Source organism: Mycolicibacterium vaccae NBRC 14118 = CIP 105934 (assembly GCF_001552715.1).
GTDB lineage: Bacteria > Actinomycetota > Actinomycetes > Mycobacteriales > Mycobacteriaceae > Mycobacterium > Mycobacterium vaccae.
In genome coordinates this window covers 1-1,212 of the sequence record NZ_BCRS01000347.1, presented here as the reverse complement: position 1 = coordinate 1,212, position 1,212 = coordinate 1, and the positions used below count along the sequence as shown (strand labels likewise).

Annotated in this window: 1 protein-coding gene; it reads left to right on the top strand. The window is 68.4% G+C overall.

Annotated features, from left to right (window positions below; all coding sequences use genetic code 11):
- On the top strand, positions 1–1,212 hold a 1,212-nt coding region (locus MVA01S_RS29920; RefSeq protein WP_060941844.1), incomplete at both ends, for an aldehyde dehydrogenase family protein.

Sequence of the window (1,212 nt, the reverse complement as noted above, 5' to 3'; positions counted from 1 at the left end):
GACGGCACGGTAGAGGACATGGCGCGCGCTGTCGGTGCGGCGCGGCGGGCCTTCGACGAGACTGACTGGTCACGCGACAAGGACTTCCGCTACCACTGCCTGACTCAGCTGCACGAAGCGCTCGACCGCAACAAGGAGCGGTTGCGCCGGATCCTGATCACCGAGGTCGGCTGCCCTGTCTCGGTGACCGGCAGCCAGATCGAGAGCCCGATCGAGGAGGTCAAGCACTGGGCCGAGCACGGCCGCGACTTCCAGTACCTCGTCGACAACGGCGTGCACGACACGCCGCTGGGCCCGGCGCGCCGCAAGATCCACTACGAAGCGGTCGGGGTGGTGGGCGCGATCACGCCGTGGAACGTGCCGTTCTACCTCAACATCGCCGAGACCGTGCCCGCCCTGATGGCGGGAAACACCGTGGTGCTCAAGCCCGCTCAGCTCACCCCGTGGTCGGGCAGTGAGTACGGCCGCATCGTGGCCGAGGAGACCGACATTCCGGCGGGCGTGTTCAACGTGGTGGTCTCGAATGCCAACGAGGTGGGCGCGGCGCTGTCGGCCGATCCGCGGGTGGACATGATCACGTTCACCGGGTCCACCGCCACCGGCCGCGCCATCCTGGCCGCGGGCGCACCGACGGTGAAGAAGACGCTGCTGGAGCTCGGCGGCAAGTCCGCGCACATCGTGCTCGACGACGCCGACTTCGGCTCGGCGCTGCCGATGGCCGCGATGATGGCGTGCGTGATGAGCGGCCAGTCCTGCATCCTGCCCTCCCGGATCCTGTTGCCGCGCAGCCGCTACGACGAGGGCATCGAGGTCCTCAAGAACATGATGGAGAACTTTCCGGTCGGGGATCCGTGGACCCCGGGCAACATGCAGGGCCCGCAGATCAGCGACACCCAGCGCCAGAAGGTGCTCGGCCTGATCCGCAGCGGCATCGATTCCGGTGCCCGGCTGGTCACCGGCGGCGGCATCCCGGAGAACCTGCCGGTGGGGTACTACACCCAGCCCACGCTGCTGGCCGACGTGGATCCCGACTCACAGGTGGCCCAGGAAGAGATCTTCGGCCCGGTGCTGACCGTGACCCCGTACGACACCGACGACGAGGCGATCGCCATCGCCAACAATTCCATCTACGGGCTGTCCGGCGAGGTCAGCAGCGCCGACGTCGACCGGGCCTTCGCGGTGGCCACCCGGATGCGCACCGGGAACGTCACC